Origin of the sequence: Clostridioides sp. GD02367, from assembly GCF_045900275.1 — a bacterium.
GTDB lineage: Bacteria > Bacillota > Clostridia > Peptostreptococcales > Peptostreptococcaceae > Clostridioides > Clostridioides difficile_A.
This window is the reverse complement of sequence record NZ_JBJODK010000004.1, coordinates 317,797-343,904: the sequence shown is the minus strand read 5'-3', so window position 1 is coordinate 343,904 and position 26,108 is coordinate 317,797. Positions and strand designations below refer to the sequence as shown.

The window sequence follows — 26,108 nt, the reverse complement described above, 5'->3', positions numbered from 1 at the left end:
TATTAAGGTTAAATTAAACTGCTATATCATTTAACACTTTTGCTTTGACAACTCTTATATTTTTCATACTCTTGTAAATATCTTGAATCTTTTCTTCTTGTTCCCTCAGCAATCTATGTGCTTCATATATATCTACAAATTCAAATTTTACTACATCATTTGGCTTTGCTTGTGCCAACTTATACAAATCTACACTTATTACATTTCCTATTTTAGTATATCCACCACTAGTCTGTCTATCAGATAGCATTATAATAGGTTTTCCATGTCCTGGTACTTGTATGGCTCCATAAGAAATACCATCAGATATAATATCTGCTCCATTAAGGTGTTTTATACTCTCTCCATCCAGTCTACAACCCATTCTATCTATTTCATTTGTAACTTTGTATTCATTTGATAAAAACTTTTCTACTTCATCTTTAGAAAAAGCATCAAATTGAGGTCCTTTTACAATTCTTAAGACTATTTCTGAACTATAGTTTGGAATATATTTTGAATTTAATTTTTTATTTATTGTAAAATCTTTTTCCTGAATGAAAGTATTTATATAATCACCTTTTTTAAGTGCCCTACCTTCAAAACCACCAATCTTAGCTCTTGTATAAGTCGATTTACTACCCATTGCAAGTGGGACATCTATTCCACCAGCTATTGATACATATGCTCTAGCTCCTGATTTTACACCTCTAAATGATAATACATCGCCAGGGTTTATTTGATATGACCTCCAGTTTTGAATTTCTTTTCCATTTATTCTAGCTCCTAAATCTCCCCCAGTTACTGCTATTTGTGTATATTCATCAAATGTAATTGTAGGGCCCAACATTAAAACTTCTAAAGAAGCTTCATCTTCAGAATTTCCAACTAATATATTTCCCACTCTATGTGCATACTCATCCATTGCCCCACAACCAGATACACCATATTGTCCATATCCAACTCTACCTCTGTCTTGTATTAATGTTTGGAAACCTCCTAATTCAACTTTGAATCCCATATATACCACTCCCTGTACTATAACGATATTTAAATACTCAAATTATTTTTTTCAATTTCTATAAATTCATCTAATGTTATTGGAACAAATTTTATAAAATCTCCAGCTCTAAGTAAAATTTGTTCTTCTCTATTTTCATCATATAATTTTAAAGGTGTCCTACCAATTATTTGCCATCCTCCAGGACTATCGATAGGATATACACCTGTCTGAGAACCTGCTATACCAACACTTCCACCATAAATTTTAGTTCTTGGCACCTCTAGTCTAGGTGTAGCTATTCTTTCATCCATACCTCCTAGATACGGAAAACCAGGAGTAAATCCCAACATATATATCAAGTAATCTCTACTTGTGTGTATTTTTATAACATCATCCACAGTAAGATTATTATGACTTGCAACATTTTCAATATCTATACCAAAAACCTTATCATAACATACTGGAATCTCATGTATTTTAGGTTTTGGTAATTCTATACTTTCTAAATTATTTTCTATTTTTTTTAAACGCTCAATTAAACTATCAAAATCTATTTTTAGAGGATTATAACTTATCATAAGTGACCTATATGTTGGCACCATTTCTGTGACAATCCCTTTAAGATTTGATATCTCTATTGCCCTCATAAATGAAATTACTTTTTTATTTATATCTTCTGATATCTCATTTCCAAACTCAGCAACTACTGCTTTATCTCCTGATAGCAAGTATCTAGTTTTCATAAATGTCACCTCTTCTAAATTAAGCAAATAAAGTACCTAGACTACTAAGAGAAGTTATTCCTGTATAGGCAGATATTAATACTACTATTACTCCAAATATTAAAAGCCATGTAGGATGTTTGTAATCTCCAACAATATCTTTTCTTTTAGATGCTATAAGCATTATTCCTAATGTGATTGGAAGTATTAATCCGTTTAAAGAACCTGCTAAAATTAATAAGGTTGCTGGCTTTCCTATAAATGCCATTATAAGTGTTGATATTGCTATAAATCCTATTATGAAATACTTTTCATTCTTATCTATAAAAGGGTTTAATGTTTTTAAGAAAGAGACTGATGTATAAGCAGCTCCTATAACTGATGTAATTGCAGCAGACCATAATACAAGCCCAAAGAATTTGTATCCTATTGCTCCTGCACTAAATTTAAAAGCTGAAGCAGCTGGATTTTCTGGGTCAAGTTGAAGACCTTTTGAAACTACTGCTAATATTGCTAAAAATAGAAGAACCCTCATCATTGTTGCAACTAATATTCCTAAAAGAGAAGATTTAGTTATTTCTTTTATATTTTCTTCTCCTGTTATTCCACCATCTATCAGTCTATGTCCTCCAGCAAAAGTTATATAACCTCCAACACTTCCTCCAAGTAGAGTTATTATTGGGAATATAAGCCCTTTTGGATTCTCTGGTTTTACCATTTTAAAAACTGCCTCTCCAACAGGAGGATGATTAGATATTGCTACATATCCAACTATAATTATCATACCTAATGCTAAAAACTTAGTTATCTTATCTACTAGAGAATTTGAATTTTTTGACATAAATACAAATATTGCTATCAATCCACTTAATATAGTTCCAAGTGTCATATTCATATTAAACATTACATTCATACCAAGTGCAGCTCCACCAACATTTCCTATGTTAAAAGCTAATCCTCCAAGCGCTACTAAAAAAGCAACTAGATAACCTAATCCAGGCACTATTTTATTTGCTATATCTTGACCTCTAAGACCTGATACACCAATTACTCTCCATACATTTACTTGAGCTCCTATAAAAAGAATTGTTGTAATTAAGATTACAAACGAAAAACTCGGCCCAAAATCTTGAGTAAATTGTGCTGTCTGAGTTAAAAAACCAGGTCCAATTGCTGATGTTGCCATTATAAAAGCAGCTCCTATAAGTGCCCCAACATCTTTTTTATTTTTCGTTTTATCAGTAATATTTTTTGTACTCATATTTTATCTCCCCCTCATATTATCAGTCTTAAACCATGTTTTCTGATGAACAAGCTTCCATATCTTCTAATGGACAAACTTCTATATTTTCTAATTCAAAGCGTTTTCTTATCTCTTTAACAAACTCTATTGCCTTTGGATTATCCCCATGAACACATATAGAGTCAGCTTTGATATGTATAACTTCACCTGTTAAAGTTTCTACAGTTCCTTCTTTTACCATCTTGACAACTCTATCTATTGCACATTTTGTATCATGTATAACTGCACCCTCTACACTTCTTGGAACTAAAAATCCATTATTATCATAAGCTCTATCTGCAAATACTTCATTTGCATACCTAAGCCCAATCTCTTTAGCAGAATTTATCATTTCACTATTGTATAATCCTAAAAGTATGATATCTTTGTTTACTTCATATATAGCCTCACAAATACCCATAGCTAAATCTTTATCTTTAGCTGCCATATTGTATAAGGCTCCATGCGGTTTTACATGTTGTATGTTACATCCATTTGAGCTTGCAAAAGCCATTAAAGCTCCTAATTGGTATTTTGTATAATCTTTAGCTTCTTGCCTAGTTATTTTCATCTCACGTCTTCCAAATCCCATTAAATCTAGAAAACCTGGGTGCGCCCCTATTTTCACGCCATTTTCTTTAGCTAACTTTACTGTTTTGTCCATATGATTAGGGTCACCTGCATGAAACCCACAAGCTATATTAGCTGATGAAATATATTTTAAAACTTCTTCATCTAAACCAACCTTATATGCTCCAAAACTTTCACCTAAATCACTATTTAAATCTACTTTATACAATTTATGACCCCCCTCACTAGCATTTTGATAGAATAAGTAGTTTTAATTTTTAAATTTTGTTTATTTTATATATTGCATGAAATATTTTATTACTTTTATTCAATTTTAGTTTTGCAACTATTTCGTTGCATTTTATAATATAATTTTACCATTTGAGGAATATTTTTGCAATTATTTTAATTTCGCATTCATTTGTATTTCTTTTTCAAAAAATGTTTTTGCCATTTTTTAGTTAATAATTAATCATTTCTACCTAAAAAAAGGCATTTGACTTTCATTTTTAAAGTATTTTTCAATTTTAATCACTTTGTATGCAAGACAGAAGTATTTTTCTTCATTCATTTGTTTGTTTCATCTATATAATTATTGTTTTTTGTAAATAAAATATCTTTATATTCTCTTAAGTAAATCTTTATAGAGTTTTACGTATAATAAAATCATGTATACTAAATACATGTTAAAATATTATTTTAAAACAAAGACAATATTTGTACATATTGTAGACATACAAACCTATAAATTATACAATAGTATTATTAAGATTATATATTTTTTAACATAAATTTTGTATTGGGGGAAAAACAATGGATAAAAATTATACGATGCCAATATACCAAAAAATAGCTTTGGATATTGCAAATAAAATATATACAGGTGAAATACAAGAGGATTCAGTATTATTTGGACGTTCTGTTTTGGCTGGTAAATACAATGTATCTCCAGAAACTATAAGAAGAGCTGTTAAAATTTTAGAAGATATTGGTGTTGTTAAAAGCATAAAGGGTAAAGGTGTTATTGTATTATCTCCAGACAAAGCTTCTTCTTTTATAAAAAAATACAGGGATATTACAAATATATCATCATATAAATCAACTCTTTATAATTTAATAGATACTAAATCTAATTTAGAGAATGAAATATTGGATACTATAAATAAAATTTTAGATTATTCTAACAGACTTGAAATAATAAATCCTTTAGTGCCCGTTCAGTTCACAATAAATTCTAAATGTAAGTATGTTGGACAAACAGCTGCTCAAACTAAATTTTGGCAAAACACAGGTGCTACAATAGTTGCAATTAAAAGAGGTGAGGAACTTATAATATCTCCTGGCCCGTATATCGAGTTTTTAGATGGAGATATTCTCTTAGTTGTTGGAGACAAACATATTTACAACTCTATACCAATGTTCTTATATGAAAGTGAAAAATAAATCATACAATTTAGTATGATTGTATAAAAAGTGTAAGTAAACAATAAAAAAAGAGCTTCATATTTTACATAAAGCTCTTTTTAAGTTCAAATAAATTTTGTTTTTGACTACTTTTTAAATATCTACTTCATCTTCTTTTTCCCAACTTAAAGCTCTTGATACAGCCTTCTTCCAACCTTTATATAATTTATTTCTCTTATCTTCATTCATATTTGGATTAAATTCTTTTTCTACTGACCATTTTGATGGGATTTCATTACTTCCAATATAGAAACCAACAGATAATCCTGCCAAATATGCTGCCCCTAAAGCTGTTGTTTCTACTATTTTAGGTCTATCTATATCTACATTTAATATGTCTGACTGAAATTGCATTAAAAAATTATTATTACTTGCTCCACCATCAACTTTTAGTGACTTTAATTTCAATTTTGAATCATTTTGCATCGCTTCTAAGACATCTTTTGTTTGATAAGCAATCGATTCCAATGTAGCTCTTATTATATGTTCTTTTTTTGCACCTCTTGTAAGACCTAAGATTGACCCTCTAGCATACATATCCCAATATGGAGCTCCAAGACCTGTAAATGCTGGTACTACATATACACCATTAGTATCCTCTACTCTATTTGCATACATTTCACTATCTTTCGCAGATTCAATTATCTTTAATTCATCTCTAAGCCATTGAATAGATGCACCTCCTATGAATATACTTCCTTCTAATGCATATGTCACTTTTCCATCAACACCCCAAGCAATTGTTGTAAGCAGTCCATGTTTAGATTTTACTATCTTACTACCTGTATTCATAAGTAGGAAGCAACCTGTTCCATAAGTATTTTTTGCAGTACCTTCTTCAACACAGTTTTGACCAAATAATGCTGCTTGTTGGTCTCCTGCACATCCAGCAATAGGTATTTTAGCTCCTGATAGCATACGTTCATCTGTATGGCCATAGACATAACTAGAGGGTTTTACTGATGGTAACATGCTTATTGGTATATCTAACTCTCTTAGTATATCTTTATCCCATTCTAAACTATTTATATTGTACATCATCGTTCTAGATGCATTTGAGTAATCTGTTACATGTACTTTTCCACGTGTCAAATTCCATATTAACCATGTGTCTATAGTCCCAAATAACAACTCTCCTTGTTCTGCTTTTTCTCTAGCACCTTCTACATTATCTAATATCCACTTTACTTTTGTTGCTGAAAAGTATGCATCTATTAAAAGACCAGTTTTTTCTTTTATTAGTTCTTCTAACCCTTTATGTTTAAGCTCATCACATATTTCTGATGTTCTCCTACACTGCCATACTATCGCATTATAAATCGGTTTCCCAGTATACCTACTCCAAACAATTGTAGTCTCTCTTTGATTAGTTATTCCTATTGAAGCAATTTCTTCTGGCCTTATTCCTGCTGTTTCTATAACTTCTCTCATTACTCCACTTTGTGAACCCCATATTTCCATAGGGTCATGTTCTACCCACCCAGCTTTTGGGTAAATTTGTTTGAATTCTTTTTGTGCGATTTTTACTATTTCACCCTTTTTATTAAATAGTATAGCTCTTGAACTAGTTGTTCCTTGGTCTAGTGCCATTACATACTTCTTTTCCATCACAGTATTCTCCTTATCACATAATAATATTTAATTTATTAAAAAGAAAAATCTAATATTACATATTTAAGTAAATAATCATACTTAAGTATAAATTTAATAAATTAGATACTTCTAATAAGACACTTATTTTATATCATATCTATATAATAATATTATACATTATAGCTTACATATTGATTAATAAATTTTAAAGGTTTATAATAAACAGTGTTCATAATAATTTTAATAAAAGAGGTGGTAATATGCCAAAGATTTTAGAAAATGTAAAAGAAGATATACTAAAAGTGGCTCGAGACATGATTCTAGAAGAAGACTACTCCAATATTAGTATAAGGAAAATAGCTCAAAGATGTGGTATAAGTGCAGGCACAGTATATAATTATTTTGATTCAAAACAAGAAATAATAGAATACATAACAAAATCGGAATGGGATTTATTGATAAGGCGAATTGAATACTCCAACAAAAATACTGAAGATTATATTAAAAAATTAGATATTATTTTTACAGAAATAAGAAATTTTATAAACAAGGTTCATAATATTCAATACAATGATTTTTTAAACACTTTTGAGACTAAAAGATTTTTTGAAATGAAAAAACATAAAGATGATTTTCATGAGCAGCTTTCAAATAAAGTATATGAGGCTTTAGAAAAAGAAAAGTTTTTTAATAATGACACATTAGTATGCAATATAATTATTAAAATGTTTTTTTCATACTCAACATATACTCATATAGAATTTAAAGATTTAAAACCCTATATTGAAAAATTAATACATTAAGGTGGTGTTTGCCTTGAATTCTAATACTAGTATTCAGAACAAGGATAGTAATCCAAAAATATTTTTAGTACTTATACTTTATCTCTTAGGTATATTTATGGGAGCTATTGATACAGGAATAGTATCACCAGCAAGAACAATTATACAAAATAGTCTTGGAGTAAATGAAAAGACAGGAATTTGGATGATTACCATATATACATTAACATATGCATCTGTAATCCCTATTTCTGGAAAATTAGCAGATAAAATAGGAAGAAAATATGTGTATTTAGTTAGCATATTTCTATTTGGTAGTGGTTCATTAATATGTGGATTATCATCACTATTTTCCAATTTCAATATTTTACTAATTGGTCGTGTTATTCAGGCAATTGGTGGTGGCGGAATTATGCCTATTGCTACAGCAGAGTTTGGAACTACCTTCCCAGAGAATAAAAGAGGTATGGCTTTAGGTTTAGTTGGAGCAACGTATGGTATTGCCAATATTTTAGGTTCAAGTATTGGTAGCACAATTCTAAGTATATTTGGAACTCAAAATTGGAAATGGCTATTTTTTGTAAATCTTCCGATTTGCTTAATCATACTTATTGGTGGAATTTTGTGTATTAAAAATAATAAGTCTACATCTACAGAAAAAATAGATAAACTTGGTACATTAATGTTGATATGTATAATTGTATCATTATTGTATGGTCTTATGAATATAGACTTTTTTAACTTTACAAATTCTATGCAAGATATATCAGTTTATCCTTACTTATTGGCATTTATTATACTTATACCTATTTTTATATTTATTGAAAATAAGGCTAAAGACCCTATTTTAAATTTTGAATATTTTTTAAATCCAAGAATACTGATAGTTCTTATTTTATCTTTAATTGTTGGTATTGGAATGATGGGTATGGTATTTGTTCCACAATATGCTGAAAATGCATTAAAAATAAATGCTGGTTCTGGTGGATATTTTGTTGCTATATTAGGATTATTTGCAGGTGTTGCTGCTCCTTTAAGCGGTAGACTTATTGATAAGTTTGGTGCAAAGAAAATACTATTATTAGGTTTTTCTGTATCCATGATAGGGTCTCTTTATCTGGTATTAATTGCACTAAAAACAAATACAGTATTTAGTGTATGTATAAGTCTAATGTTTATGGGCTTAGGTATGGGATTTACTATGGGAACTCCTCTAAACTATATGATGTTATCAAATACAAGATTAGAAGAATCTAATTCAGCACTTGCTACATTGTCTCTGATACGCTCAATTGGAACTTCAATTTCTCCAGCTATAATGATTGGCTTTATAGCACATGCAGGGTTATCTGTACAAGATAATATTATGGACTTAGTTGGAAAACCATCAACACCTAAAATAGTTCAACTTGAAGAACTTGAAAATATGATAGATGATTTAAAGTCAGACCCTGAAATGGCAAAGAATTTAAAAAATGTTTCTATACCAAATATGGATGATACATCAAATATCAACATGGATATGACAGGTGGTAAACTACCAAAATACTTGTTGGATAAGGTTCAGTCAGCAGATACAACCAACATTACCAATATCACAAAGGAAATATCAACAACCATGTTTGATGAAAAAGTTCCATCTGTAATTAATAAAATCCAGACAAATGTACAAAAAGGAATAGATGGAACACAAAGTGGAATAAATGGTATCGAAGAAGGCGAAAATAAACTAAATAGTGGTATTAAAGGAATTCAAATAGGTATTGACAATATGATAAAAGCTAGGGCTGGCATTAATCAAGGAATAGATGGTATAAAAAAAGGCATTGATGGTGTTAATAAAGGTATTAAAGGTATGGAACAAGGTCTTGTAAAGCAAGATAAAGCCATAAATGAATTGACAATTGCTTACAATAAAATACCTACTATACCACAAGAAAATACTCCTACTAATAACGAAAATAACTCAAATGACCAAGAACAAAATAATACTAGTAATTCTAATCCTGACAACAATAAAAATAATTCTACAGAAAATAAAAATAATAATTCGGGTGAAAATAAACCAGATTTAAACGAAAAAAAGGAAAGTTTAAATGCTCAAATACAACAATTAAAAAAAGCAAGAGCTGAATTAAACACAAAGCTACAGAAAAGTAAAACTCAAAAGAAACAATTGAATAAAAAACTCAAAACAATGGAAAGTCAAAAAAAGGAACTTCAAAGTAAGCTAAATGATTCTATAAATAAAAAGAAAGACATGGAAAAAGGCCTTGGCACTATGGAGCAACAAAAAAAATCACTTCAATCAGTTTTAGCAAAGACACAAGAAGTAAAAACTGAAATACCAAAGGCTTTTGATAAATCAAAATTAGATTATATAAATTCTATAGAAAACAATAGAACAAAAATAGAGAATACACTTCAATCTACTCTAAACTCAGGGTTTAAACAGATGTATATAACAGTATTCTGTATAAATTTACTTGCATTCGTAATATTGTTATTCTATAAAGAAAATAAAACTAGATAAAAGAATGTTATAGTATTATATTGTAGATTTATCTTATGTCTTAAATGTTAAATTCATAAATTTTTTTATAATTGATTAACATAAACTACAATATAATACTATTTCTCTTTTACTGTTTGTCATTTTTATAATCAGTTAAAAAATAACATTAGTTTATCAAACCAAATTTATAGATTAATTTACAAACCCTATTCTTAACCCTTTCACCTTTCATACCTAATTACGTCTATCAAAAAATATATACAAATCAAAATAAACCACATCTTTTCAACTATAATATGTTAAAATCATAGTATGAGCATATTAATTTAAGCAAAATGTCAACTAGACTTTATTTTGTTAGTTTTTTACATATAAATTTTGATATCTTTATTTTAAATGTCATTTTGACCTTGACAATAAAAAGAAAGGAGTGTATTTTGTGGATACTTTAGGAAAAAGAATTGCTTATTTAAGAAATTCCAAAAAACTTACTCAGCGTAAACTTATGAATATTTTAAAGTTTGAAAATTTAGGTAAGTATGAAACTGGAGATAGAAAACCTAATTGTGATATATTAATGTCAATAGCTGATTATTTTGATGTTACTACTGACTGGCTTCTATATGGCAAAGAAAAAGTAAACTCTAACAATAGTGTAAAAGAAAATAAGGAAGATTACCTACATGTTACTGATGATGAGATAAAGATATTAAATCTATACAGACAATTAAATGAGCGTGATAAAATAAAAATAGAAGGAATACTTGAACTTAAGATATCTGAATATAAAGACTTAAAAAAGCATTCCTCTAATACTAATGAAGATAAAATGGTTTAAACATACATAATTTGATACGATTTTACATCATCTATTAACTTTCTTTTTTTGTAACAGACTACTAAAATATGGATATTAAGTTATTTAAAAATAAGCATAATCTAATTTCAATAATATTTAGATTACCTATCCATATTTTAGTTTATGTATTTTGAACAGTGTTGTACATTCCTATATATTATTTAGGTTCCCAAGAAATGTATTATTCATGTTTTCAACTCTTCCAGCATCTTTTTATATACAATTGTGCATCCTTTGTAATTACCCTCTTTAAGAAGGCTTGAGCATGTACTAGAGTATATAGTTAAGATATCTAATCTTTCCATATTTAAACTTTTTATACCATTAAGAGCCATAATAAAATCGTCAATCGCTCTACAGCACTCTATTACTCCATCCAAATCTGATTTACACATAAGAATACTCACCTACTTCACATACTATTTGCTAATCATCTTCTGAATATTCTATATTAAGCAATTGATAAATTGATGATTTATACTTTTTACCTGTCCTTCTGCCATTTAGAATGGCTGACAAATAGTTTTCATTAACACCTATTTTCTTTGCTAATTCTCTTTGAGTCATATTTAATTCAATAAGTCTTTGTTTAACTTGTACTCCTAAAAAAGGTATCCATTTTTTTCGAGCATCCATTTATCAAGTTCCTTTCTAAGTGATTTATACTTCCTTTTGTTTTTTAGTTTACACACCTTCCTATATTTAGTATATTTTTTTGATATATACAAATATTAAGTACATAAATTTATTTGATACTAAATAAGATTTTTTGATTACTTTATGCTAAAATTAGGATGTAATTTCGTATCATTAAATTAATTATAAAGTCATTTTGACCTTAAGTCAATGTTTTTCATGTCATTTTGACCTTTATTTTGCAGCTATTTACATTTTAGAAAGTCTTTTTGACATTAATTGAATGGAGAGTGTTTATGAATACTTTAGGAGAAAGAATTGTTTATTTAAGAAAAACAAAAAATCTTAAACAATATGAATTAGAAGAAATGTTAGACTGTGATAATTTAAGTAAATTTGAGAGAAATATTAGAAAGCCAAATTATGAAATATTAAAATCTATAGCTGAGATATTTAATGTTTCAGTGGACTGGCTATTAAATGGAACTTCTTCACAAGAGCCAGATTTAATTTGTGATTTATCCTCAAATTATCCACTTAATAGTATAAACTCTAATGAAATAAATCTTTTAAATAATTTTAGAAAGTTAAGTGATTATGATAAGGCCAAAATAGAAGGTATGATTGAATTAAAACTTCATGAATATGAAAAAGAGAAAGATTTGAAAGAAACTGAATATAATAAAAATAAGGATGAGAAAATAGATAAATAATTTTTATGTTGCTTTTGATACGATTTTACATCATTTCTTAGTTCTAATATTTTTATTTCATTTATTTTCTTTTTTATAGTTTTATGATAAAATAATTAGTATATTTTGCTTTACTTGAATGTAATTATTTATACAAAAGTCAAACATAATATAAATGTGGTAAATTTTTAGTTTCAAGTAATATCTCGTTATTATAACTAAATATTTATTAAAATTAGGAGGATAAAATGGGCTTAAGAGACAAATTCGCGCAATCATTTGCTAGATCAAAAACTATGAGTGGCCCTGAGAAAAAGGCTAATGAAATAATGGGTAAATTGCTTCTTAAGAAAGCTATATTACCTATCGTTTTAATGTTCGTGATAATAATCGCTGGAGCTATGCTTAAAATTAATTCTTGGGTTACACTTGGCATAAATTTAGTTATTGCTGTTGGTGCTTTCTTCTACATAAGAAATTCTAGTAAAAAGTATCAGAACTTCAAACCTTATGTTGGCAATTTGATTAGTTTAGAGAAAAAAGGTAAAAAAGAGTATGTTGCTATTATAAAACAAGGTAAGTTACCAGTTAAGTTACAAATAGCTTATGGTGGTGAGGACCTTGAACATATTAAGAAAAATCAAATGGTTCAAATAAGTTATAATCCAGATGCTAAAATAGCTATTTTGGTTAATAGACAATAAGTTAATAAAAAAAGAGGTAGCATTATGCTACCTCTTTATGTTTTGTTTATTTTTTTACTTTTAGTATTCTATTATCTCCAATACCCTATTTAGTTTTAATTTGTTCAATTCTAATTTGTACAGCTTTATTTAGTTTTTTATTGATTTGATTGATTATATCTTAGTTGCTATCTTATTTTTATAGTCTTTTATATCAATTAATGTACTCTTATTTATATTGGTAACATATCTTTTATATCATTAATCAAACTGACTCTAGCTGTATTTACGCTAGTACATAACTCGTCTATAGCTCCTTGAACATTTGTGGCAGCAAGTTTACTTACCGTATTATCATAACTTGTTTTCTCTGCTGTTGTTTCTATGCTATCAAGACCTTCTTTTACCTCGTTAATTGCATTTACAAGACTTATTTTATTTGTTGTATTAAGTAGAGTTGTATCTCCTATTTTACTAGTAAGTTCTGTCTTAGTATTATTAATTTTAGTATTTAGCTCTGTTTTAACTATTTCTATATCACTTGTTAAGCCTACTTTAGTCGCTTCTATTTTTTTATCTAATTCTTGTATATCTCTTAAAGTTGCTAAAATAACAGTTGGATCAACTTTCAAATTTACACTTGAAGTATTAGAAACTACCAAGATTATTCTTATAATTAAATCTTTTACACTTCCAGAATCAGCAGTTGGTTTATACGTTTCTGGATACTTAGATATAGCTATAAGCTTATCCTCTGAATCAAATATACCAACTTCTCTTATCATAAACCCACCAATACTGCCTGGTATTACAGTTTCTATCACTATCCAATTAGAGTTTTCATCGTCTATTTTTACATTGCTTATATTTCCTTCCCAAACAACTTTTTTAAGAGATGTTTGTTCTTCTGTTGGATTATACTCACTTCCTCCACCATCTCCAAGTTGTAATTTCACTAAATCTACTTTTTTACCAAGAGCAGTTGCATTTGCAATAGATGCTTTACCTGCTTTGGTCAAAAGTGTATAGTATTTTTGTTCTGCCAATTTATATCGCCTCCTGTTTAGGATATAAGATTACTTTTTCCATACTTCTATCATTTCCTGTAGTAATAGTTATCTCTCCAAATATTTCTATATTTGATGGTGTCCATGGATATACAGTAACCGTTTCTCCTGTATTTATAGCAGTGCCACAAAATAATTCATTCTTATTCAACAAAATCATTTTAAACCTATGTTCTAAATGGCATGGCTTTACATTTTCTAGTACTTTATCCAACTCTACAATAGAATTATAACTACAATTATTAACTATAAATTCTAGTATAAATATAAATTCATTGCTGAGTACTTTTACTTCAACATTAGTCTTTGTATATGCTTCACAAATATTTTTTATAACCTTTACTTTAGTGGTTCCTAAACTTCTCATTTTAGCTTTTATATTACTTCTTCTAGTCTCATAATTTAAGTCTTCATTATTTTGAATACAGAGTATATTCTCCCACATATCAAGACCCCATGTGGATGTATCTACAAACATTTGATTTATAGTATCATCTATATTTTCTTTTAATGAAGATAATTCATTATCATAAGAATCTTGTATTGCTTCAACTGTATAATTTTTATAAAATGATGGCAGTTTATCAATTAATTTCATTAAACCTCCACCTCACTAAAATTTAAAGTTGTAACACTAGGAATTTTATCATCTTCAATAACTATATTATCTGTTGAATTGTTTACAAGTAAATTACTTAAATCATGTACTCCAGAAGTGCTTATTAGAATACCCATAATTTTTGTATATACAATTTCTCTTGTTACATTTCTAAAATATTGATTTATGCTTTCTATAAAACTATTTTTTACCATATCCAAAGTATATCCATTTTCCAATTCCATAGATGCACTTATACTTATATCAAGTGGTACTGGAGTAGTTACTGTTAGCGTAGCCCCTATTGGCATTTCTTCCTCAATATGTTCTCTACACTTAGTTATTATTTCTTCTTCAACAGCTTGATTATTTTGACCAAATAATAAAACCTTAACAGTACCTGCTCCATCCCATCTTGGATATACTTTTGCATTATATACACCATCAACCTCTAAAGCCCATTCTTCATAATGTGCTTTATTTCCACTTGTAGCTTGATTTTTTTGTACTCTAAAAAATCTTTCTCTCAGCTCTTCATCAGTTTCAATTTCTGTACCACCCGAAAATTTATTTATATTTGTTATCTTTTCAATTCCAAATATGGTCTCATTTAACTTAAATTCACAATCAGATGGTATATTATATCTAGTTCCAATTTCTAGTGCTTGAACTGGACTTATATTTCCCTCTTCACCACCAATTACAACATCCTTTATTACAACAAATAGTAAATCTTTATATGATATAATTGTTCCATTTGATATTTCTACACCATTTTCACCTGTAAACTCTACTTCTCCAGTAGCTTCAGTTCCTAATTTTCTATACACACCAAATTCATTCACTCTTTTATCTAATAATTGGTCATAAGTATCTTCAATAAAAGCTATTTTATGTATATTAGAAAGTTCAACATACATTTTAGAAAGTTCAAGTGTATTTCCAGAAACCATATCATTTAGAAAAGAACCTTCTCCTTTATATACATCTAAATTTATATTTTTAAGGGTTCTATTTTTTATTGTATCGTAAGTTTGATCACTATACATTCATTTCCACCTCCCCATAGATAGTGGATATTTTTATATATGCACTCAATATATCTTTTTTAAAATTAGTACTTACTACATCTACTTGTAAGATATATGGATTCATTAATAAGGCTTCTTTTATATACCTAGATGCTTCACTTTCTGTGAGACCCTTACTATATTTTTGTCCTATTAAATCAGTCAATTCTGTTCCATAATCATTTGAGTAAATTTCATGTTCATTTTTATTTGTTTTTATACACTTATACACCCAGACTTTTATGGCCTCATTTTCTTCAATAATTTTAAAATCTCCATTTTCAACTATTGGTTCATCTTTTTCAAAATCCCATGCTACTTCATGAAATAATCCTAATTCCTCTTTTTTAGGAATTTCATAGTCTTCTGGAACACCTATAAAAGGAAATATTGTGCTAGACATTATAAACTCACCAACTTACTTAGTACTGCAAATTTTTCTCCTACTTTAAACATGATAACTGTATCGCCTTTATCTAGTTTATTAGTAAGAGATTCCTTCAATTCATGAGTATGCTTATCATATTGTGTCGTTGTAAAACTTTTTGTAGCTCTATCAAACAACCAATTATCTATAAGTAAATTATCTTTATCTAAGGTTATATTGTTCATTGATACTTTTAAATCAGGTAATTTATTTATTATTACACCAATAAAAAAAGAAGGTTCATTGTGAAATTTACCTTCTTCTCTCATTATTCCAATAAATTCATTGATTGGATTTGCCACTATATCACTCCTTCCTACAAAACACGTTTTGCATTATGAAAATCTTTTCTCTTACTTAGTTTACTTATCTTTACTACATCTCCAGTACTTGGTGCATGTATAAATTCTCCATTTCCTATATACATACCAACATGATGCACTTCTTCACCAAAAAATACCAAATCTGATGGTTTTAAACTATTTTTACTTACATCTTTTCCATGTCTAGATTGTTCTTTAGAGGTTCTCGGCAATTTAACTCCTACTTTATTAAAACAGTATACCATAAGTCCAGAACAATCAAATCTATTTGGTCCTGTAGCTCCCCATTTATAAGCTTTTCCTTTATGCTTCATGGCTTCATCTATAACTGCTTTAGCTTTTCCTGATGCATTAATGGAATAAGTCCCATCTCCTATAACCGCTTTACCATTTTTTTTACCCCAAGAATTGCATTCTTTACTACTAGCCATCAATATATCAAAATGATACACTCCATCTTTTATATTTATAGCTCCTCCTCTATCTGTAACAGTATATACTTTTCCATCTCTGGATGTACCTGTTCCTTTTACTTGTATCTTTGTTCCAAATTTTATGCTCTTTGGTGCTGCACAAGTATTTTTTTTAGGGTCGAGCCTATTTCCTTGTGCATCATAAAGTCCACCTTCCATAGAATTATTTGCAGGATAATATGCAGTAAATAAAGCTTTAACCTCATTACCGTTCATAAGACCATCTCCACTTTCATCAATAGTCTCTTTTTGTTCATCTTGTCCTACAGATTTTTCGTCCATTATATTTTGAAAATTAAGCTCTAGTTCAATCTGATAATCTCCATTTTGCCATGTATGTTTATCTGTATCTATATAAAATAATCCTACTAATTTTGTGTATGAATCTTTTACCTTTACACCTCTACCAGTTATACAACTTGTATCTCCATATCCCTTTAGAGAACAAGTTCTTTCAATCTCTTTAAATTCACTTTCTATATCTGTTGTACTATTTTCTTGTTGTTGTATTACTTTTTGCATTATCACATTTACTTCTTTAAATAACGAATCATTAACTTTCTCACTAACTTTGTTACCATATTGGTCAACTACCAATACTTTATTCTTTACATTTTCCATACTTTCAGAAAAAGTCGTATTAATGAGATTAAATCCTTCTTCAAAAGTAATATTTAATGTAACAGTACCTTTCTCAATAACATTAAATTTGTCAAGATTAGCCTCTATCATATACTTTTTCTTTGTAGCCTTACTTGCTTCTGTGTAAGCACTCATTATAGTATCATATCCATTTACTGATATAAACATTTTAGTATATTTTACATTAGTCTTTGGTATATTTCCAATTGCAAGTTTATTGTCTATAAATACTTGCTTTGCAATATCTTCTACTAACTTATCTTTAAAATTGTATGACACTTCACTTTGTAAGAGTAAAAAACCCATATCTTTAGCAGTAAAATTAATATTGACGCTACTTGAATCTTTAGACCTATTAATTATCATACCTCTAAAAAGTTCTTTTTCATCCACATAAAAGCAAACTGTACTAGCTATTGGAATATCGATTTGTTGAAAGTTAATATCAGAGGCTGATTGTACTATAGAAAATTCTAATGTTCTTGATGGAGATTTATAATCCCCAGACCAAGAGACAGAATTTACTATATTACTTATATCGTATATATTTCCATTTTTTATGTGAACCCAAATCTTTATAATAAAAAATCACCCACCTTTTTATTTGATTATTTAGTAATTTTTTATAACAATCATATTATTTTTTTGGATTTGCTCTAGGTATTTGTAATCTTTTATACTCTTTTAAATCTAATGAAAAGTATACATCTCTTGTTCCATCTTTTTCTTCATAACTAAAGCCCTCTATTATTACTTCCATATTTATATTTGTTTCTGTAACTGTAAACCTCAATATTAAACCTTCATTCATCCATCTTTGAATTTTGTTTACACAATCATAAGGAGAAGGAAATCCTTTGTAATTACAAAAAGAATATTCTTTATTTGGAAAAAAGCTAGCTATATTGATACTTCGAAGAGCTACGCCTCCAAATGTTGCTATTTCTCCAACTTTAAGTATATTTGATGAGTTTATAGTTGCTTTTCCATTTATGCTTATTGATGATGGTATAACTGGAAATCTAAATCTATCTTCAGCTTGTCTAAGCCACATTTCCATTATAAAACACCCCCTAATTGTGCCATTTGTATACTTGCAACTAATTTTGATGTTACTTTTTCAATATCAGCTTCTTCCCTAATTACTATTGTATCAGCTAATTTGGCTATACTTATGTTTCCACCATTTTGTCCACTTCTGTATTGATTTGCTTCTTGTTTAGTTAGAACCATTTCTCCTTCATGAAGTCTAGTTTGATAATCATTATAAGGAACATAGTTTAATCCAAATGCGTTATTTTTTTTCTTCTTGTTGAATAAATTATTAAATTTATTTGCCCATTTTGTAAGAGTTGGATTTGTCCCAGAATCATGTGCTAAACCACTATCCATACCATTCTTCTCATAATTCTCTCTTCTTTTCTCAACAAAATCTCCTATATTAGCTGTAACTGGATTTTCTTTTATAAATTTCACCATCTTTTTCCATAAATCACAGATATTATTTATAAGATCGCATAAATTTTCAAGAGCATCAATAAAACTATCTAAAAGTGGTTCTAGAAACTTCCATACTTCATCTAAAATTGGTCCTAAAGTCTCCCAAACAGTTTTCCATACATTGCCTAATGTCTCTATAAAATAATTTATTTGTGGAGCATGTTCTCCCAAAAAAGTGAAAATTCTCGTAATTATTGGGCTAACGGCCTCAACTACAGGCCCAATTAATTGAAATGCTGTAGTTACTATTGTACCAAAAATACTCATTAATCCTTGTGCAATTGGTGATTTATTATTTATACTGTCTAATAAATTATTAACAGTTGTCACTACTGGAAATAGTGAGTTTAATATTGATGAAAAATCAATATTCTCCGTAAACATTTGTCCTGCACTAAGTATTGCTCTTGGCGCATTTCCAATCATTCTAGCAGATTCATTCTCAAAAGAAGTTGGACCAATATTTTTATTCCCATTCATCACATTAGCTACTTTTCCAGAAAAATTACCCAGTTTATTTGATGCAGCTAATATAAAATCATTAATTTTATTTAGCCCAGCTCTTAAAATTGGTTCGAAGGGTTTTATCATATTTTTCAAAGCTGTGTCTATGTTAGTTTGTGCACTAGATATTAAACCAGGTATTGTTTGACTCATTTTTTTAGCTAATCCCTCTTGTTTCTTACTTATACCTTTCAATGCTTCATCAAAATTTTTATAATTTTCTCCTACCAAAGTATTAAGTGATTCCATATTTCCCTTTGCTGCACTTAAGAAAGCTGCTGATACATCTTGTTCACTGCTTGTATCCATATTTAGAGCTCTAACATTTACCATAGCCTTAGTTATATCTTCCGCTTTTTTTCCATCAATAATATTACTAATCATTTTAGCTTTAGTTCCCATTGAAACAACATCTTTAGGGTCGAAAGGTGTGTCCTTTGCTATTCCTAATAAACTATCATAGTAAGTATCAACATCTTTTTTACTCGTTTTTCCAGTATTTCTTTTCATTACACTTTCTAGAATAACCTTCTGATTTTGCTCTTGACCAACTAAATCAATGCCTTTTTTCACAGCAACACCTATGGTAGCTCCATTTGTCAAATCTGATATCTTCCCTTTTATTGAACCAAGTATACTACTTGCCATATCCTTTACAGCTATTGCTCCTGTCCATACCTTACCTGCAAATAATCTTAATTTAGGAAATACTTTACTTATAATGCCACTTGCCATATCTTTTGCCGCTATTACACCTCTCCAAAGAGAACTTTTAAATAACATTAATTTAGGTAAAATTGCACCTATAACACTGCTTACCTTATCTTTTGCTCCTATTATAATATTCCATAATTTTCCACCTTTAAGTTTTTTCAAATGTTTAATGGCTTTATCTATGCCTTTTTTTACACCAGAATTTTCTATCCTTAACCTTATGGTAGAAGCATATTTCTTTAAAAAATTTATTTTTGAATTAGTTTGTTCTATTTCATTATTTTTAACTTTAAATATTAATATAATTATAGGGTTTGAATTAAATTCATTTTTCTTTTGAATCAACTTACTAAAATAATTAATAATCATAGCTATAGTTACTGCTAATCTCATAATACTTCCATTTAAACTCCCCATAGCTCCTGAAACAGCATTTATACTAGAACTTAATTTTGTAATACTGGAACTTACTCTACTAGCGGTAGCTTGAACTTTTCTTAAAGAAGAATTTAAACTGTTTACTCTACTACTTGCACTTCCAACAGAATTATTTATACTGTTAGCCATTACATTAGTTGAAAGGGAAACAGACACAGTTGCTCTCCTAAAATTATCAGTTACCGATATAATTTGATTCATTTTTGGTGTGTAATTGTCTGTAAGATACATATTTATACCTTCTTCTCTTACATTCCCCACTATATATCACCTCCTGTCAAAGGACAAACTCCATATCCATGTTTCATTTTTTCAACTTCTTCCTCAATTTCCAAGGCGAAAAAAGCTTCAATAAGCTTTAATTCGCCTTTATCCATTGTATAAAAAAGGGACGGTCTAATACCTTTTTTCTTCCAATAATAATACATTATTGTAGTTTTGGCATCCGTCCCTATTAGTTTTTTACCTCTTCTATTACTGCGTTTTTACCATAACCCATAACATCTTGAAGTATTCTATATAAGTTAGTAATTTCACCTGGTAGCAGTAATTTTCTTGCCAATTCTTTTGGAGTTGGAGCCTTAAATTTCTCCATTAACTCCTTATTTTTAAATAGAAGTTTTCCATCCAAATCACAAATACCTTCTATTACCGTAAGCATTTGCATCTCTGGTAAATCTATATCTGTTTTCATATTTTCATCAATTTTAAGACAAGTATTTTGTATTTCCTCATCCTTACTTATTGTTAAAGCTCTACACATTACCTTAAATTCTTGACCAAAAACATTAGATAATCTCTTAAGTTCAACTATTGTACTTGGTCTTTCTAAACTTTCTGTATCCGCATTTAAAAGTAAGTCTACTATATTTACATTCTTTTGTAATCCATTTTCACTCATTATTATTTACTCCTTTATCAATCAATTTTTATTAACTAAATACATGTACCTATTAATTGTATATTTGCCACTTATCTTTACTTAGTAATTATCAATTTAAAACTAAATCATATCAAGAAAATCATATTCAGTAAATGTAAAAGGAGCTTCTATCTCTCCTTTTACTCCAACTTCCCAATCAGCTAAAGTTAAATCATCAAATGCTATATTCTTTACTGCTATTCTTTCTGCCCCATAAGAATCTGGATCATTTAATTTAGATATAGCAACAAATCTAGGTTCAGAACCTCTCTTTATCTTTTCTCCAATTAATTTGTGCATTCTTGAGCTAACATGATATAAAGTTATTGAACCTTTTCCTTTGTATCCCATATACTTTGTATCAGTACCCATTTGACCTGCTATTATAATGTCTTCCTTTGTAAATTCCATCTTTGCTTGAAACTTCTTTACTTCTGCTACTTTATCTCCATCAAGCCAAAGTTCTCCCCAAGTACCACTCATTACATTTCTAGCTTCCATATTTACCATAATAATAATCCTCCTATATCTCTATTGATAGATCTATATCTTCCATAGCATCTAACATCTTTATTTTTGCTGTTAAGAACACTTTTGAACCTGTATTTGCCTCTCTTATTTCTTGTTCTTTCATATTAGATATATCTATATTTTTAGATTTCAAATACTGTTTTTGTGATTCTATGTCTATATCTACAAGTGAACCAACTTCTATTAATTCTTCCTTTTCCAATTCTTCTAGGTATTCTTTTATTGCCACTATTAGTATGCATTTATTATCATAACTATTAGGAACTCTACCTATATAATCATCTATTATTACTTTCTTAATATCATTATTTATAATATCTAAAGTATCAACTATTTTTATCTTTTGGAACAATTCTCCTTTTTCTTCTGTTAACTCAGTTAAAGAATTTACTCCTCTAGCAATTCTTATAGCCCCTGCTTCCTTAATAAGTATAAGCTCTCCTTTATTAACCTTTGATTCTGCATCAATTTTAGTCATCTTAGGTATATCAACTACATCGCTAAGCTTAGTATAAGTTACTGATTGACTTAAAGGTGTCCCTGCTATAATACCTGCCACTCTACTTGTAAACTCATCAACACTATATTTCTTGTCTCCAACTAGTACATCTTCTGTAGTAAAATTAATTATACCTTCATGATTTCCTACAACTTTTCCTAATATAGCCTTAACTTTAACCTTATCTGTATCTCTAAGTTTAATTATCCAATTTTTTATAGCAGTCTTATCAACTTCTACTGCTTTAGGCATACATAGATAATTAAATTCCTTAGTCTCTAAAAAATCTAATGCAGTTTGAATATCTGCCTCTCCATCTATTACATAAGCTAATAACTTATTTGGAGTATTAACATTTCCCATCAAAGCCAAATTTATATATTCTTTATTTTCAGCAGATAAATCAGCTGGTATATCCTCTTTTTCATGTATCTCATTAAAACCTAGTGCTTTAGTGTCTTTAAGCACCATTGCAATTATTCCTCTAGCTGAACGTTCTTTAACAGTTGTAGCTAACTCCTTAAATGATATATTGATACTTGGTAATCCTATAGCCATACTATCACTCTCCTAAATTCAAATTGATTTCTTCCATATTTTCATATACTACTTCTTCTTCATATACACTATCAAGATAGTTTAATGTGATTGAAAAGTTCAATGTATATATTGACTCCTCTTTTTTGATACTTTGTTCTAGTTTTGTTATATTTAATTTTCTATCTGTTATCTTTATATTTCTGTTGAATAGCTTATTTAATTCGTCTGAGACTTCATACATTCTAACACCGTTTGATTGTGGTTTTGGCAAGTATTTTATAGAGATAACAATATCTTTGTTATTTGTATTTAACATTATAGGTGTACAAATAACTGACAATATACTTACAAAAAAACAAGACCCTTCTGAGCCTTGCACACTTTCATCATCAATAAAAACATTTTCAGTAAAGTTTTTTTTGAGAGTCTCAATAATTGTTTCTATTATTTCTTTGTATTTAAGCAAACAATCACCACTCTATCACTAAATATTTTTGCTTAATCTGATAATCTTACTATAAATGATATAAGTCATTTTTAAATACACATCTCATTTATTCTTATCAAGTATCTTCTATATTTTTAGGTAATATCATTCTTTTCAACTCATCACCTCCTTCAATATGGATTTCTTTCACAATAACATTATCTCACATATTTTATAGTCTATTGTTGTAATGGTGTATATAAAGTGTTGAAGATTTGTCCTATTTTTTTATAATATCTCGTTCAATTTAAATATCATCTTTTTCTTTAAGTTATAGCAAGAGGTTCTATCTAAATGTAATTTCATAGAAATATACGTCATATTATTTTTTGTCTTACTATTGTAAAAAAGATTAAAAAATTCCGTTTCCATATCATTTAGGCATGTTAGAGCATTTTCTATCTTTTCTTTTTCTATTTCTATATCTTCTTTTTCCATCTTTAACTTTCTTAATCTCTCTTCTTTTTTTACAACTTCATTTTCAACAGAAGAACTTATATTATACGTAGCACTAGTTTTTTCTTTATACACCATTGCTCCACATCCAGAGTATTCATTCTCACATCTTTTTATATCCAAATTAATGTTCTTTATCTTTATATCCAAATATTTATAATTATGTAATCTTTCATCTGTTTCTTTAAATAATATCTCTTTTTTGTTTTCCATAGTATTTCTCCTTTTTATAAGCTTATTATTAACTTCTAATTTGCAATAATCCCTTTACTGTATATCTTTTTTACTAATCTTATAACATTCAAGAACATTTTGTTCTATAACTATATAAAAAAAACTTCATCTATATTTTGTTCTAAAATATTAGAAATTTTCTTAGCCATAAGAAGTCCAGGATTTTTTATACCTCTTTCTATTTGAGATATATAGTCATTTGTAATTCCTGCCTTTTTAGCAAGTTGAATTTGTGTCATACCTTTACATTTTCTATAATATTTCAAATTGTTTTTAAACATAATCTTCATACCTCCATCACTATTAAGAATATTTTGTTCTTCTATATTCACATTATATAGAATTATTTGTTCTTTATCAATAGATTTTAGAAAAAAACATTCTTTTTATGCTTTCATAGTTTTATTTTTTAGAACAATTTGTTATAATCTATACATAAGGTGGTGTTATAATGTTTGCCAAAAGATTACGAGAACTTAGAAAGGAATTTGGATTGACTCAAAGAGAACTTGGCGAAAAAGTAGGAGTTTCTCAGAGAGTCTTAGGATACTATGAAACAGAAAACAGATTTCCTGATGAACATATTTTAAATAAATTAGCTGATGTGTTTAATGTGTCAGTTGATTACCTTCTTGGAAGAACCTTAGTTAAGGAAAATATTGATACAGTAGCTGCACATAGAAAAAATCCACATGAAGAATTACCTGAAGAAGCACAAGAACAACTTAATGAGTATATAGAATTTTTACTAAATAAATATAAAAAAAAATAAACCACATGATGAGCAGTCTATTTTTCTGCTCTTTTAATATAATTTCAAAGCAAACATACATTCTATTTTAGGGGGATTTTTATGAATAATTTGGATAAGCTCTTTGAATTAGCGTCTCAAGAAGAGATAATAATTCATTATACCACTTATATTGCAGGTGATTTAGAAGGGCTCTATATAAATAAACATGGTATGAAAATTATATCATTACTCAGTAATTTAAAACAAAATACAAAAAAACTTACATCTATCTTAGCTGAAGAGCTTGGTCATCATTTCACTAGCTTTGGATACTATGTATCTTCTTATAACGATTATTATACAAAAATCGTTATAGATAAATGTGAAAATAAGGCCTTAAAATGGGCCTGTGAATTCTTAATTACTGAGGAAGATATAATAAACATAATTAATTCTGGCATCACTTGCGTTTACGAAATGGCAGATATACTTAATGTAGATATTAATTTTTTTCAAAAAAGATTGGAATTCCTATCATTAAAAAAACAGTCTTTATCACTTGGAAGCAATAAATATCTAATATTAACCAACTTGCCATATTTCTACATATTTGATCCAATTTCATAATAAAAATAATAGCAATTTCAATTAATCTAACAGTAAAATCTATATATTTATTTTAACAAATTTTGGTTTCTATAAATTCAATATTAATATATAATAATGGTATTACATTATTTAAAATTCTAAAAACAAATATATGCTTTTGTTAAGAAAGGTTGTTTGATGAATGTATAAAGAAAAGTTGTTTGATAATTATTTTAAGTTCTTAGCATTATTTTTTTGGCCAATTATGTGGTATAAGTGGATAGTAATTTCAAATGGAACTATTGAAAACATATTATTTACCGTATATGCAATTGTCGCAATTGGTTTCATCATTTTATATTCAGTGTTTATGATAAAATATAAAGACATTACACAAATAGATTTCTTTTACAGGATAAGTACTCTACTTGCTTTTATATTTACTCTTTTTAGCTTTTTAATATATCCAAAGAGTTTATCTTTCCTATATTTAAAGATAATTTTTACTGGGATATATTTTTATTACTCAATGGTAAAAACACTTAAATTTAAACATGAAGAGGGTGTGGTAGGTATTATGAG

30 protein-coding genes are annotated in these 26,108 nt (G+C 28.3%); 8 read left to right on the top strand and 22 right to left on the bottom strand.

Translation table 11 applies throughout. The annotated features are described in order from the left end of the window. Nucleotides 1–13: 13 nt before the first annotated feature. The 4 genes from Q3223_RS07945 to Q3223_RS07930 are packed head-to-tail and all read right to left on the bottom strand — an operon-like array spanning nt 14 to nt 3,785. The gene (locus tag Q3223_RS07945; protein ID WP_054269868.1) at nt 14–1,000 is read right to left on the bottom strand and encodes a biotin-dependent carboxyltransferase family protein; all 987 of its coding nucleotides are present in this window, start codon (nt 998–1,000) and stop codon (nt 14–16) included. Between the two features lie 29 nt (nt 1,001–1,029). Next, nucleotides 1,030–1,725, bottom strand: coding sequence for a 5-oxoprolinase subunit PxpB (gene pxpB, locus Q3223_RS07940; RefSeq protein ID WP_054269867.1), 696 nt, complete (start codon nt 1,723–1,725; stop codon nt 1,030–1,032). A gap of 19 nt (nt 1,726–1,744) precedes the next feature. After that, the gene (locus Q3223_RS07935) at nt 1,745–2,965 is read right to left on the bottom strand and encodes an NRAMP family divalent metal transporter (protein ID WP_054269866.1); all 1,221 of its coding nucleotides are present in this window, start codon (nt 2,963–2,965) and stop codon (nt 1,745–1,747) included. 28 nt (nt 2,966–2,993) lie between these two features. Beyond that, entirely contained in the window at nt 2,994–3,785 is a 792-nt protein-coding gene (locus Q3223_RS07930) for a 5-oxoprolinase subunit PxpA (protein WP_167640049.1), read from the bottom strand. Between the two features lie 584 nt (nt 3,786–4,369). On the opposite strand from Q3223_RS07930, the gene Q3223_RS07925 reads away from it, so the two are divergent. Further along, on the top strand, nt 4,370–4,999 hold the full coding sequence (locus Q3223_RS07925) for a TrkA C-terminal domain-containing protein (protein WP_021384134.1): 630 nt from the start codon (nt 4,370–4,372) through the stop codon (nt 4,997–4,999). Nucleotides 5,000–5,113: 114 nt separating this feature from the next. On the opposite strand, the gene glpK is transcribed toward Q3223_RS07925, so the two are convergent. Then, nucleotides 5,114–6,628, bottom strand: coding sequence for a glycerol kinase GlpK (glpK, locus tag Q3223_RS07920; RefSeq protein ID WP_167640048.1), 1,515 nt, complete (start codon nt 6,626–6,628; stop codon nt 5,114–5,116). Between the two features lie 245 nt (nt 6,629–6,873). Here glpK and Q3223_RS07915 point away from each other — a divergent pair, with 245 nt between their 5' ends. The 3 genes from Q3223_RS07915 to Q3223_RS07905 all read left to right on the top strand — a co-directional run bounded on the left by Q3223_RS07915 (nt 6,874) and on the right by Q3223_RS07905 (nt 10,748). Next, on the top strand, nt 6,874–7,416 hold the full coding sequence (locus tag Q3223_RS07915; RefSeq protein WP_219673637.1) for a TetR/AcrR family transcriptional regulator: 543 nt from the start codon (nt 6,874–6,876) through the stop codon (nt 7,414–7,416). Nucleotides 7,417–7,420: 4 nt separating this feature from the next. After that, nucleotides 7,421–9,928 carry an MFS transporter gene (locus tag Q3223_RS07910; RefSeq protein ID WP_284181798.1) on the top strand — a complete coding sequence of 836 codons (2,508 nt, stop codon included), beginning with the start codon at nt 7,421–7,423 and terminating at the stop codon, nt 9,926–9,928. Between the two features lie 421 nt (nt 9,929–10,349). Then, a complete protein-coding gene (locus tag Q3223_RS07905; RefSeq protein ID WP_054269861.1) occupies nt 10,350–10,748 on the top strand; it encodes a helix-turn-helix domain-containing protein in 399 nt (132 codons plus the stop codon). 206 nt (nt 10,749–10,954) lie between these two features. Here the strand turns inward: Q3223_RS07905 and Q3223_RS07900 are convergent, their stop codons facing one another. Both Q3223_RS07900 and Q3223_RS07895 read right to left on the bottom strand, forming a co-directional pair. Then, nucleotides 10,955–11,164, bottom strand: coding sequence for a hypothetical protein (locus Q3223_RS07900; RefSeq protein ID WP_054269860.1), 210 nt, complete (start codon nt 11,162–11,164; stop codon nt 10,955–10,957). A 31-nt stretch (nt 11,165–11,195) separates the two neighbouring features. Next, nucleotides 11,196–11,405, bottom strand: a complete 210-nt coding sequence (locus tag Q3223_RS07895; RefSeq protein WP_003428146.1) for a helix-turn-helix transcriptional regulator — start codon at nt 11,403–11,405, stop codon at nt 11,196–11,198. Between the two features lie 296 nt (nt 11,406–11,701). On the opposite strand from Q3223_RS07895, the gene Q3223_RS07890 reads away from it, so the two are divergent. After that, nucleotides 11,702–12,118 (top strand): helix-turn-helix domain-containing protein, encoded by a 417-nt coding sequence (locus Q3223_RS07890; protein WP_054269859.1) that lies wholly within the window; start codon nt 11,702–11,704, stop codon nt 12,116–12,118. Between the two features lie 227 nt (nt 12,119–12,345). Next, complete coding sequence (locus Q3223_RS07885; RefSeq protein WP_021384080.1) at nt 12,346–12,801, top strand: hypothetical protein; 456 nt, start codon at nt 12,346–12,348, stop codon at nt 12,799–12,801. A gap of 212 nt (nt 12,802–13,013) precedes the next feature. On the opposite strand, the gene Q3223_RS07880 is transcribed toward Q3223_RS07885, so the two are convergent. From Q3223_RS07880 to Q3223_RS07810, 15 genes are all read right to left on the bottom strand, one after another. Continuing rightward, the gene (locus Q3223_RS07880) at nt 13,014–13,826 is read right to left on the bottom strand and encodes a phage tail protein (protein ID WP_407811811.1); all 813 of its coding nucleotides are present in this window, start codon (nt 13,824–13,826) and stop codon (nt 13,014–13,016) included. A 1-nt stretch (nt 13,827) separates the two neighbouring features. Further along, on the bottom strand, nt 13,828–14,445 hold the full coding sequence (locus Q3223_RS07875; protein ID WP_223152537.1) for a putative phage tail protein: 618 nt from the start codon (nt 14,443–14,445) through the stop codon (nt 13,828–13,830). After that, nucleotides 14,445–15,494: a baseplate J/gp47 family protein gene (locus Q3223_RS07870; protein WP_223152538.1), complete on the bottom strand. Its 1,050-nt coding sequence runs from the start codon at nt 15,492–15,494 to the stop codon at nt 14,445–14,447. The genes Q3223_RS07875 and Q3223_RS07870 overlap by 1 nt, the downstream gene beginning before the upstream one ends. Further along, the gene (locus Q3223_RS07865) at nt 15,487–15,918 is read right to left on the bottom strand and encodes a DUF2634 domain-containing protein (protein WP_407811810.1); all 432 of its coding nucleotides are present in this window, start codon (nt 15,916–15,918) and stop codon (nt 15,487–15,489) included. Before Q3223_RS07865 ends, Q3223_RS07870 begins: the two co-directional genes overlap by 8 nt. Beyond that, complete coding sequence (locus Q3223_RS07860) at nt 15,918–16,244, bottom strand: DUF2577 family protein (RefSeq protein WP_407811809.1); 327 nt, start codon at nt 16,242–16,244, stop codon at nt 15,918–15,920. Before Q3223_RS07860 ends, Q3223_RS07865 begins: the two co-directional genes overlap by 1 nt. 14 nt (nt 16,245–16,258) lie before the next feature. Beyond that, the gene (locus Q3223_RS07855) at nt 16,259–17,746 is read right to left on the bottom strand and encodes an NlpC/P60 family protein (protein WP_235688112.1); all 1,488 of its coding nucleotides are present in this window, start codon (nt 17,744–17,746) and stop codon (nt 16,259–16,261) included. Between the two features lie 271 nt (nt 17,747–18,017). Then, nucleotides 18,018–18,440 carry a hypothetical protein gene (locus Q3223_RS07850; protein WP_223152542.1) on the bottom strand — a complete coding sequence of 141 codons (423 nt, stop codon included), beginning with the start codon at nt 18,438–18,440 and terminating at the stop codon, nt 18,018–18,020. Next, nucleotides 18,440–20,797 (bottom strand): hypothetical protein, encoded by a 2,358-nt coding sequence (locus tag Q3223_RS07845; RefSeq protein WP_223152543.1) that lies wholly within the window; start codon nt 20,795–20,797, stop codon nt 18,440–18,442. Before Q3223_RS07845 ends, Q3223_RS07850 begins: the two co-directional genes overlap by 1 nt. Continuing rightward, nucleotides 20,797–20,964 (bottom strand): hypothetical protein, encoded by a 168-nt coding sequence (locus Q3223_RS07840; protein WP_223152544.1) that lies wholly within the window; start codon nt 20,962–20,964, stop codon nt 20,797–20,799. Before Q3223_RS07840 ends, Q3223_RS07845 begins: the two co-directional genes overlap by 1 nt. Nucleotides 20,965–20,990: 26 nt before the next feature. After that, nucleotides 20,991–21,437 (bottom strand): phage tail assembly chaperone, encoded by a 447-nt coding sequence (locus Q3223_RS07835; RefSeq protein WP_223152545.1) that lies wholly within the window; start codon nt 21,435–21,437, stop codon nt 20,991–20,993. A 102-nt stretch (nt 21,438–21,539) separates the two neighbouring features. Continuing rightward, nucleotides 21,540–21,968, bottom strand: coding sequence for a phage tail tube protein (locus Q3223_RS07830; protein WP_407811808.1), 429 nt, complete (start codon nt 21,966–21,968; stop codon nt 21,540–21,542). Nucleotides 21,969–21,981: 13 nt separating this feature from the next. Next, entirely contained in the window at nt 21,982–23,046 is a 1,065-nt protein-coding gene (locus tag Q3223_RS07825) for a phage tail sheath subtilisin-like domain-containing protein (protein WP_407811807.1), read from the bottom strand. Between the two features lie 4 nt (nt 23,047–23,050). Further along, nucleotides 23,051–23,494 (bottom strand): DUF6838 family protein, encoded by a 444-nt coding sequence (locus Q3223_RS07820; RefSeq protein ID WP_407811806.1) that lies wholly within the window; start codon nt 23,492–23,494, stop codon nt 23,051–23,053. Nucleotides 23,495–23,743: 249 nt separating this feature from the next. Next, the gene (locus tag Q3223_RS07815; protein WP_054276336.1) at nt 23,744–24,184 is read right to left on the bottom strand and encodes a hypothetical protein; all 441 of its coding nucleotides are present in this window, start codon (nt 24,182–24,184) and stop codon (nt 23,744–23,746) included. Between the two features lie 110 nt (nt 24,185–24,294). Beyond that, nucleotides 24,295–24,486, bottom strand: a complete 192-nt coding sequence (locus tag Q3223_RS07810; RefSeq protein WP_054269841.1) for a helix-turn-helix transcriptional regulator — start codon at nt 24,484–24,486, stop codon at nt 24,295–24,297. 170 nt (nt 24,487–24,656) lie between these two features. On the opposite strand from Q3223_RS07810, the gene Q3223_RS07805 reads away from it, so the two are divergent. Together Q3223_RS07805 and Q3223_RS07800 are read left to right on the top strand one after the other, a co-directional pair. After that, nucleotides 24,657–24,977, top strand: a complete 321-nt coding sequence (locus Q3223_RS07805; RefSeq protein ID WP_054269840.1) for an XRE family transcriptional regulator — start codon at nt 24,657–24,659, stop codon at nt 24,975–24,977. An 81-nt stretch (nt 24,978–25,058) separates the two neighbouring features. Beyond that, nucleotides 25,059–25,565: an ImmA/IrrE family metallo-endopeptidase gene (locus Q3223_RS07800; protein ID WP_167640037.1), complete on the top strand. Its 507-nt coding sequence runs from the start codon at nt 25,059–25,061 to the stop codon at nt 25,563–25,565. The last annotated feature ends 543 nt before the right edge of the window (nt 25,566–26,108 follow it).

Bases quoted from the DNA above. Each gene is read 5' to 3' on its own strand.
- Q3223_RS07945 (WP_054269868.1), bottom strand. From the start codon at position 1,000: ATGGGATTCAAAGTTGAATTAGGAGGTTTCCAAACATTAATACAAGAC.
- pxpB (WP_054269867.1), bottom strand. From the start codon at position 1,725: ATGAAAACTAGATACTTGCTATCAGGAGATAAAGCAGTAGTTGCTGAG.
- Q3223_RS07935 (WP_054269866.1), bottom strand. From the start codon at position 2,965: ATGAGTACAAAAAATATTACTGATAAAACGAAAAATAAAAAAGATGTT.
- Q3223_RS07925 (WP_021384134.1), top strand. From the start codon at position 4,370: ATGGATAAAAATTATACGATGCCAATATACCAAAAAATAGCTTTGGAT.
- glpK (WP_167640048.1), bottom strand. From the start codon at position 6,628: ATGGAAAAGAAGTATGTAATGGCACTAGACCAAGGAACAACTAGTTCA.
- Q3223_RS07915 (WP_219673637.1), top strand. From the start codon at position 6,874: ATGCCAAAGATTTTAGAAAATGTAAAAGAAGATATACTAAAAGTGGCT.
- Q3223_RS07900 (WP_054269860.1), bottom strand. From the start codon at position 11,164: ATGTGTAAATCAGATTTGGATGGAGTAATAGAGTGCTGTAGAGCGATT.
- Q3223_RS07895 (WP_003428146.1), bottom strand. From the start codon at position 11,405: ATGGATGCTCGAAAAAAATGGATACCTTTTTTAGGAGTACAAGTTAAA.
- Q3223_RS07890 (WP_054269859.1), top strand. From the start codon at position 11,702: ATGAATACTTTAGGAGAAAGAATTGTTTATTTAAGAAAAACAAAAAAT.
- Q3223_RS07885 (WP_021384080.1), top strand. From the start codon at position 12,346: ATGGGCTTAAGAGACAAATTCGCGCAATCATTTGCTAGATCAAAAACT.
- Q3223_RS07875 (WP_223152537.1), bottom strand. From the start codon at position 14,445: ATGAAATTAATTGATAAACTGCCATCATTTTATAAAAATTATACAGTT.
- Q3223_RS07870 (WP_223152538.1), bottom strand. From the start codon at position 15,494: ATGTATAGTGATCAAACTTACGATACAATAAAAAATAGAACCCTTAAA.
- Q3223_RS07865 (WP_407811810.1), bottom strand. From the start codon at position 15,918: ATGTCTAGCACAATATTTCCTTTTATAGGTGTTCCAGAAGACTATGAA.
- Q3223_RS07855 (WP_235688112.1), bottom strand. From the start codon at position 17,746: ATGATAATTAATAGGTCTAAAGATTCAAGTAGCGTCAATATTAATTTT.
- Q3223_RS07850 (WP_223152542.1), bottom strand. From the start codon at position 18,440: ATGGAAATGTGGCTTAGACAAGCTGAAGATAGATTTAGATTTCCAGTT.
- Q3223_RS07840 (WP_223152544.1), bottom strand. From the start codon at position 20,964: ATGTATTATTATTGGAAGAAAAAAGGTATTAGACCGTCCCTTTTTTAT.
- Q3223_RS07835 (WP_223152545.1), bottom strand. From the start codon at position 21,437: ATGAGTGAAAATGGATTACAAAAGAATGTAAATATAGTAGACTTACTT.
- Q3223_RS07830 (WP_407811808.1), bottom strand. From the start codon at position 21,968: ATGGTAAATATGGAAGCTAGAAATGTAATGAGTGGTACTTGGGGAGAA.
- Q3223_RS07825 (WP_407811807.1), bottom strand. From the start codon at position 23,046: ATGGCTATAGGATTACCAAGTATCAATATATCATTTAAGGAGTTAGCT.
- Q3223_RS07815 (WP_054276336.1), bottom strand. From the start codon at position 24,184: ATGGAAAACAAAAAAGAGATATTATTTAAAGAAACAGATGAAAGATTA.
- Q3223_RS07810 (WP_054269841.1), bottom strand. From the start codon at position 24,486: ATGTTTAAAAACAATTTGAAATATTATAGAAAATGTAAAGGTATGACA.
- Q3223_RS07805 (WP_054269840.1), top strand. From the start codon at position 24,657: ATGTTTGCCAAAAGATTACGAGAACTTAGAAAGGAATTTGGATTGACT.
- Q3223_RS07800 (WP_167640037.1), top strand. From the start codon at position 25,059: ATGAATAATTTGGATAAGCTCTTTGAATTAGCGTCTCAAGAAGAGATA.